Origin of the sequence: Mesorhizobium sp. M7A.F.Ca.CA.002.04.1.1 (assembly GCF_004022805.1) — a bacterium.
In the GTDB taxonomy this organism is placed as follows: Bacteria; Pseudomonadota; Alphaproteobacteria; order Rhizobiales; family Rhizobiaceae; genus Mesorhizobium; species Mesorhizobium ciceri.
This window is the reverse complement of record NZ_RZPL01000307.1, coordinates 1-6,303: the sequence shown is the minus strand read 5'-3', so window position 1 is coordinate 6,303 and position 6,303 is coordinate 1. Positions and strand designations below refer to the sequence as shown.

The window sequence follows — 6,303 nt, the reverse complement described above, 5'->3', positions numbered from 1 at the left end:
GAGCCGCATCTGCCCTATGAGCGCCCGCCTCTGTCCAAGGAGGCGATGGCCAGCGATGCGCCCGGGATCAAGGCGATCGCCAGCGACGCAATTCTGGCCGAGAAGTCGATCCGGCATATCCATTCCGTCCAGGCCGTCGCGATCGACCGCGCGGCGCATACTGTGCGCCTGTCGGACGGATCGGTCCTGCCTTACGACAAGCTCCTGCTGGCAACCGGTTCGACGCCGCGCAAGCTGCCGATGCCGGGCCTGGGTCCGCGCTGCGTCTATCTCAGAACCTTCGCTGATGCGCTCGCCATTCGCGCGCATCTCACCCTCGGCAACCGTATCGCCATCATCGGCGGCGGCTTTATCGGCCTCGAACTCGCCGCCGCGGCCCGCAAGCTCGGTGCCGCGGTCACCGTCATCGAGGCGCAGCCTCGCATCCTGATTCGCGGCGTGCCGGCGGAGATCGCGGAAATCATCCATGAGGCGCATGTCGCCGAGGGCGTCGACATCCTGTGCGGCGACGGCATCGCGTCCATCGCCGACGATGGCAACGAGGTGCGCACCACACTTGCCGGCGGCCGGGAAATCGTCGCCGACCTCGCGATCATCGGCATCGGCGCCGTGCCGGTGGCCGGGCTTGCGGCCGAAGCGGGGCTGACGATCGACAATGGAATTGCAGTCGATGCCGAGCTGCGCAGCTGCGATCCCGACATCTTTGCCGCCGGCGATTGCTGCTCGTTTCCGCTCGCCGTCTATGGCGGCCGCCGGGTGCGGCTGGAAGCCTGGCGCAACGCCCAGGAACAGGGCGCGCTGGCGGCCAGGAACATGCTCGGCGCCGGCGAGGCGCATGCGGCGGTGCCGTGGTTCTGGTCGGATCAATATGGTCTGTCGCTGCAGATCGCCGGGCTCTCCGACGAGGGCAAAAACACCGTGCGCCGCGATCTCGGCGACGGCGCCTTCATCCTCTTCCATCTGGCTGAAGACGGCAGGCTGGTCGCGGCCAGCGGCATCGGCCCCGGCAACGCGGTCGCCCGCGACATCAGGCTGGCCGAAATGCTGATCGCCAAGCGGGCCAAGCCGGCGCCGGAAGCGCTGGGATCACCGGATGTGAAGCTGAAGTCGTTGTTGGCCGCCTGAGCCTACGCTCCCCCTTTTTGGGGGCCGCTGCGCAGCTGCGGGATGGGAGTGCGGCACCGCCCCTGACCTTCGGTCCGACCTGCCCTACAAGGGGCAGGTAAAGGCTCTGAACCCCAGCCCTAAAACAGCGCCTTCAGCTCCGGCAGTTTGTCGTTCACCAGCCAACCATAATAATTCTCTTCCGGCAGCTTTTCGGGCTCACCGGCGGCGCGGCGCCTGTCGTTCTCCGCCTTCAACGCATAAGCGCGCTGCTCCGGATTGCCGACATTGTAGAGCGTGGCGGTCAGCCCGGGATTGCCCGAAATGTCGAAGCCGGCAATGCTTTTATAGGCATCGATCGATTTCCTGATCGTCGCGGCGACGTAGGGCAGCGTCAGGTCGGGATCCATGATGGTCTTGTAGACCGAATTGGGATCGCCGACGTCGAGCTTGGGCAGGCCCGAAACCTTGTGCACCAGATCGCTCATCTGCAGGGCGGTCAGCGGATTGAGCTGGCCGAGGCCGAAGGTCTGGCCGGCATAATAAGGCTGGAAGAAGGTGGCGCCGAAGCGGTCGTCGGGAAAGCTGGTCCCGCCGACCGACTTGCCGCGAAACGAACGGTTCCACACCTGTTCGCGGCATTCCCACAGATCGTAGCTGTCGGACATCCCCGCGCATTTCTTGAATTCCGGCCGCTGCACGAAGTCGGTGATGTCCTCGCCGTCATAGGCGAAGGACAGCTTGCTGGAGAGATAGGAGATCGCCTTGACATAGTAGGTCTGCAGCCGGTCATAAGCATCGACATTGTAGGTGTGCTCGCCGACGATGGCGCCGACAATGTGCAGGGGATCGATGCCGTAGGCGGCCGCCGCCTTCCTGATCTTGGCGCGCAGATCGGCGTCGTTCTGCAGCAGGGCATAGACCTTGCGGTACTTCGCCTGGAAGCTGGTGTTGGTCGCCTGCGTGCGCCGGCTGGAGGCGCCGGGAATGTCGGGCTGCACGGCATTGCGATTTCCCGGCGGCACCAATGTCGCTGCCTCGGCGGCGAACAGCGTCGCCGCCAGCGTCAAGCCGAGAATGACCAGGATCAGTTTTTTCATGCACCCGCCGCCCAAGCAATTCCAGGAAAAGTGTGAAACGGTTTTCCGGAATTGCGTCAACCTAGAGATCGAGAATTGCCGCGCAAACTAGGTAAAGCTCTTGGTCGAGTCGAGAGCGCCCCTTCACCCGGCAGGACGAAAGGTGGCCAGATGGTACCATCTGGCCACACATGATTTTGCTTGCCGGAAAATGTTGCCTGGACCGGCGCCGGAACGTTTCGGCGCCGTCGTTTAAAGGATGAACCGCGACAGGTCGGTATTCCTGGACAGATCGCCGACATGCTTTTCGACATAGGCGGCGTCGATAGTGACGCTCGTTCCGTTGCGGTCGGGCGCATCGTAGGAGATTTCGTCCAGCACCCGCTCCATCACCGTCTGCAGGCGCCTGGCGCCTATGTTCTCGACGCTGGCGTTGAGATCGACGGCGATGCCGGCGAGCGAATCGATGGCGTCGTCGGTGAAGGTCAACTCGACGCCCTCGGTCTTCATCAGCGCGATATACTGCTTGATCAGGCTGGCCTCGGTCTCGGTCAGGATGCGCACGAAATCGTCCTTCTCCAGCGCCCGCAGTTCGACGCGGATCGGCAGGCGGCCCTGCAATTCCGGCAACAGGTCGGACGGCTTCGAGACGTGGAAGGCGCCGGAGGCGATGAACAGGATGTGATCCGTCTTCAACGGTCCGTATTTGGTCGCCACCGTGGTGCCTTCGACCAGCGGCAGCAGGTCGCGCTGCACGCCTTCGCGCGAGGGCCCGCCGGAAATGTCCGATCTCGCCGCGATCTTGTCGATCTCGTCGAGGAAGACGATGCCGTCGTTTTCCGCGGCATCGAGCGCCCGGCGCACCACCTCGTCCTGATCGAGCAGCTTGTCGGACTCGTCATTGACCAGCAGGTCGTAGGACTCCTTCACCGTCGTCTTGCGCATCTTGGTTTTCTTGCCGCCCATCGCCTTCGACAGCATGTCGTTGATGTTCAGCACGCCGATATTGGCGCCCGGCATGCCGGGGATTTCAAATCCGGGCATGCCGCCGCTGCCGGTGTCGGCAACCTCGACCTCGATTTCCTTGTCGTCGAGCTCGCCGTCGCGCAGCTTCTTGCGGAAACTGTCGCGGGTGGCCGGGCTCGCCGTCTTGCCGACCAGTGCTTCCAGCACACGTTCCTCGGCGTTGACGTGGGCGCGCGCCTTGACGTCCTCACGCATCTTCTCGCGCACCAGGCCGATGGCGATCTCGACCAGGTCGCGGATGATCTGCTCGACATCGCGGCCGACATAGCCGACTTCGGTGAACTTGGTCGCCTCGACCTTGACGAAGGGCGCACCGGCCAGCCGCGCCAGGCGGCGCGAGATTTCCGTCTTGCCGACGCCGGTCGGCCCGATCATCAGGATGTTCTTGGGCATCACCTCTTCGCGCATCTGGCCTTCCAGCTGCTGGCGGCGCCAGCGGTTGCGCAAGGCAATGGCCACGGCGCGCTTGGCGTCCTTCTGGCCGATGATGAAGCGGTCGAGTTCCGAAACGATTTCGCGGGGAGAAAATGTGCTCATATCACTAAATTCCACTTTGCCACTGCTTGATGGCCTCGAACGGATGCAGCAGCATGATCACGTTGAGTGTCAGATTGTCCCGGATGAGGTAGCCGGTGCCGAGTTCGAAGATGATGGCGAGGCTGACGATCACCCATATAGGTAGCCTTCGCGCCATCACAAATCCCAGCACCATGGCCAGTGTGTCCGACACCGAATTGATGATGCTGTCGCCATAGTAATCGAGCGAAATGGTGCCGGCGCGGTAGCGGTCGATGATGAACGGGCTGTTTTCCAGCAGCTCCCAGCCGCCCTCGATGAAGACGGCGAACGCCAGCCTCAGGCCGATCGGCGAACGCGGGAACAGGAACCGCGCCAGCGCATAGAACAGGAAGCCGTGGATGATGTGTGAGAAGGTGTACCAGTCCGAAATGTGCTGGGAATTCTCCGAACTGTTCACCACGCCATGCCAGAGCTTGACGTAGCCGCAGGTGCAGATCGGCGTCCGCCCCATGCCGTAGAGCGCCCCGGCCTGGAAGATGACCAGGGCAAGCACCAGCAGAAGCCCCATCCGCCAGCTGTCTTCGTAGGCCGAATAGCTGTTTTCCGTGGCCGGTGTCGTCATCGATTCATTCCCCCTCGTTTCGCGTCGCCGTCTCGACCATCACAAAGCCCTGTCACGCCTTCAGCGGCGGCAGCCGGCGGATCACGGCCGCCGGCAAGGTGAGGTTGACCACAATCCGCCGGATACGCTGCCAGCCGGCCCCGAACAGAATAATCAGCGCGCCAACAACGACCAGGATCAAGGCAAAAGGCGGGATGCCCGTCGAATCGGAGGCGGAATTCACCAGATAATAGATGCCCAGCGAGCCGAAGTAAGCCAATGTAGGAACCAGAAGCGAACGGCGGTCTATGGCCAGCGCGACATAGAGGAAGCCAAGGATCAGAATCGTCAGCATGATGGTTGCATTGGCATCCGGCGCGATATGTCCGAATACGACGTTTTGGCCGGTTGCCATGATAAAGAGCGGATGCACCAGCATCGGCGCCGAGACGACATGCAGCCAGAAAGCGCAATCGGACCAGATCTTGCGTCGATCCCTGTCGTAAATGTCAAAAGCGACACCCGTTGCGAACACGATCAGGCCGCAGATCAGCGGCATGTAAAGGGCCGCGCGAAGCAATTCGGGAACGTCCTCGAGGCGCGGCGGCGCAATCGCGCCGGTTGTCACACTGTCATACAGGATTATCGCCGTTTGCAGGAAGGCAAGCAGTGTGAAGGCGATGGCGATAGTCCCGGCAATGATGGGGACGCGAAAGCGCCAGAAATAGATCGCCGCCGCGATTATTCCTCCGCCCAGGAACAGATATCCGGCCCGGGACGCCGTCTGGCGCAACGCCAATAGCTGCCAGATGGTTTCCGGCTTGCGTATGCCGAAGCTGGCCTCCACTTGCAGCGCCAGAGCGGCCAGAATGGCGGCCATGAAAATCAGGGCAAGCACGGACGACGATAGCTTCATCCGGTGCTGACGCGTGACGATTTCGGCGAGCCCCCAGGCGAAAACCGCGAAGATGCCGGCGATCCAGAATGTCTGGCCTGGAAGCAAGGTGGTGAGGACAAAGAAGAAGCCGGCGCTGAGCAGAACGGTTCCCACGGTGACGAACAGATCGTTGCCGCCGCCGACCAGCCGCAGGTTTTCCTCGTCACCCTCGTCACTCTCATCATCGGCGCGCCTGGCCTCGGGGGCGAGAGCGACCGCGCGTTCCATGGCCTCCAACTGATCGCGCAAGGTCTGCGAGATCAAACCTTTCGCGACTGCCTTGTCGAGGGTTTCGGCGCTGATCAATTGGGCTCCTGCGTCGCGTCGCGCGCCATCATCAGGGCTGGCCCGTACTCCGATGTTCTGGTGTCAAAGGCAACAAAGCCGGCCTTTTCGTAGGCGCGGATCGCCCTGACATTGGCGGGATCCGGGTCGATGATGACGCGCGGAACACCTTCCTCGAAAAGCTGTTCGACGAATTGGCGCACGATCGCCGAGCCATGGCCACGCCCGACCAGCTCCGGCACGCCGATCGACACGTCGATGCCGAGCGTGCCGAACGGCTGGTCGGCGTAGGGGTGGTCGTCTTCCAGATGCGGGTCGTAGCTCTGCAGATAGGCGATCGGCTTGCCGTCGAGCTCGACGATCAGCGGCTCGACGGAAATCGAGTCGATATGATCGCTAATCCCGGCGATTTCCGTCTCCGGATCGTCCCACCACTCTGCAACATGCGGCTGGGCAAGCCAGCCGGCGATCATCGGCAGGTCTTTCTCCGTCACCGGCCGAAAATCATAGGTCACCACCTCTTCAGGCGGCATCGAGCGTTTCGACGACGAAATTGTTGTTGGTGTAGACGCAGATGTCGGATGCGATCTGCATCGCCTTGCGGGCGATCTCCTCGGCATCCTTGTCGCTGTCCATCAGCGCGCGGGCCGCGGCCAGCGCGTAATTGCCGCCCGAACCGATGGCCATGACGCCGAATTCGGGTTCGAGCACGTCGCCGGTGCCGGTCAGCGCCAGCGAGACTGACTTGTCTG

The 6,303-nt window shown here is 62.6% G+C and carries 7 protein-coding genes and 1 pseudogene; 2 read left to right on the top strand and 6 right to left on the bottom strand.

Annotated features, from left to right (window positions below; translation table 11 throughout):
* On the top strand, positions 1-1,125 hold a 1,125-nt coding region (locus ENZ75_RS17150), incomplete at its 5' end, for an FAD-dependent oxidoreductase (RefSeq protein WP_127313094.1).
* Positions 1,126-1,244: 119 nt separating this feature from the next.
* On the opposite strand, the gene ENZ75_RS17145 is transcribed toward ENZ75_RS17150, so the two are convergent.
* From ENZ75_RS17145 to ENZ75_RS17130, 4 genes are all read right to left on the bottom strand, one after another.
* Entirely contained in the window at positions 1,245-2,204 is a 960-nt protein-coding gene (locus ENZ75_RS17145) for a DUF1402 family protein (RefSeq protein ID WP_063170435.1), read from the bottom strand.
* A 231-nt stretch (positions 2,205-2,435) separates the two neighbouring features.
* Positions 2,436-3,746, bottom strand: a complete 1,311-nt coding sequence (gene hslU, locus ENZ75_RS17140; protein WP_013528355.1) for an ATP-dependent protease ATPase subunit HslU — start codon at positions 3,744-3,746, stop codon at positions 2,436-2,438.
* A gap of 4 nt (positions 3,747-3,750) precedes the next feature.
* Positions 3,751-4,296, bottom strand: coding sequence for a DUF2585 domain-containing protein (locus ENZ75_RS17135; RefSeq protein ID WP_224618702.1), 546 nt, complete (start codon positions 4,294-4,296; stop codon positions 3,751-3,753).
* Positions 4,297-4,402: 106 nt separating this feature from the next.
* Entirely contained in the window at positions 4,403-5,209 is an 807-nt protein-coding gene (locus ENZ75_RS17130; RefSeq protein ID WP_206617050.1) for a hypothetical protein, read from the bottom strand.
* Between the two features lie 39 nt (positions 5,210-5,248).
* On the opposite strand from ENZ75_RS17130, the gene ENZ75_RS34615 reads away from it, so the two are divergent.
* The gene (locus ENZ75_RS34615) at positions 5,249-5,665 is read left to right on the top strand and encodes a hypothetical protein (protein ID WP_206617049.1); all 417 of its coding nucleotides are present in this window, start codon (positions 5,249-5,251) and stop codon (positions 5,663-5,665) included.
* On the opposite strand, the gene ENZ75_RS17125 is transcribed toward ENZ75_RS34615, so the two are convergent.
* Together ENZ75_RS17125 and ENZ75_RS17120 are read right to left on the bottom strand one after the other, a co-directional pair.
* Entirely contained in the window at positions 5,569-6,084 is a 516-nt protein-coding gene (locus ENZ75_RS17125; protein WP_024502003.1) for a GNAT family N-acetyltransferase, read from the bottom strand. The genes ENZ75_RS34615 and ENZ75_RS17125 overlap by 97 nt on opposite strands.
* Positions 6,074-6,303: pseudogene (locus ENZ75_RS17120) on the bottom strand (HslU--HslV peptidase proteolytic subunit); the annotation flags it as partial. The pseudogene ENZ75_RS17120 and the gene ENZ75_RS17125, both read right to left, overlap by 11 nt.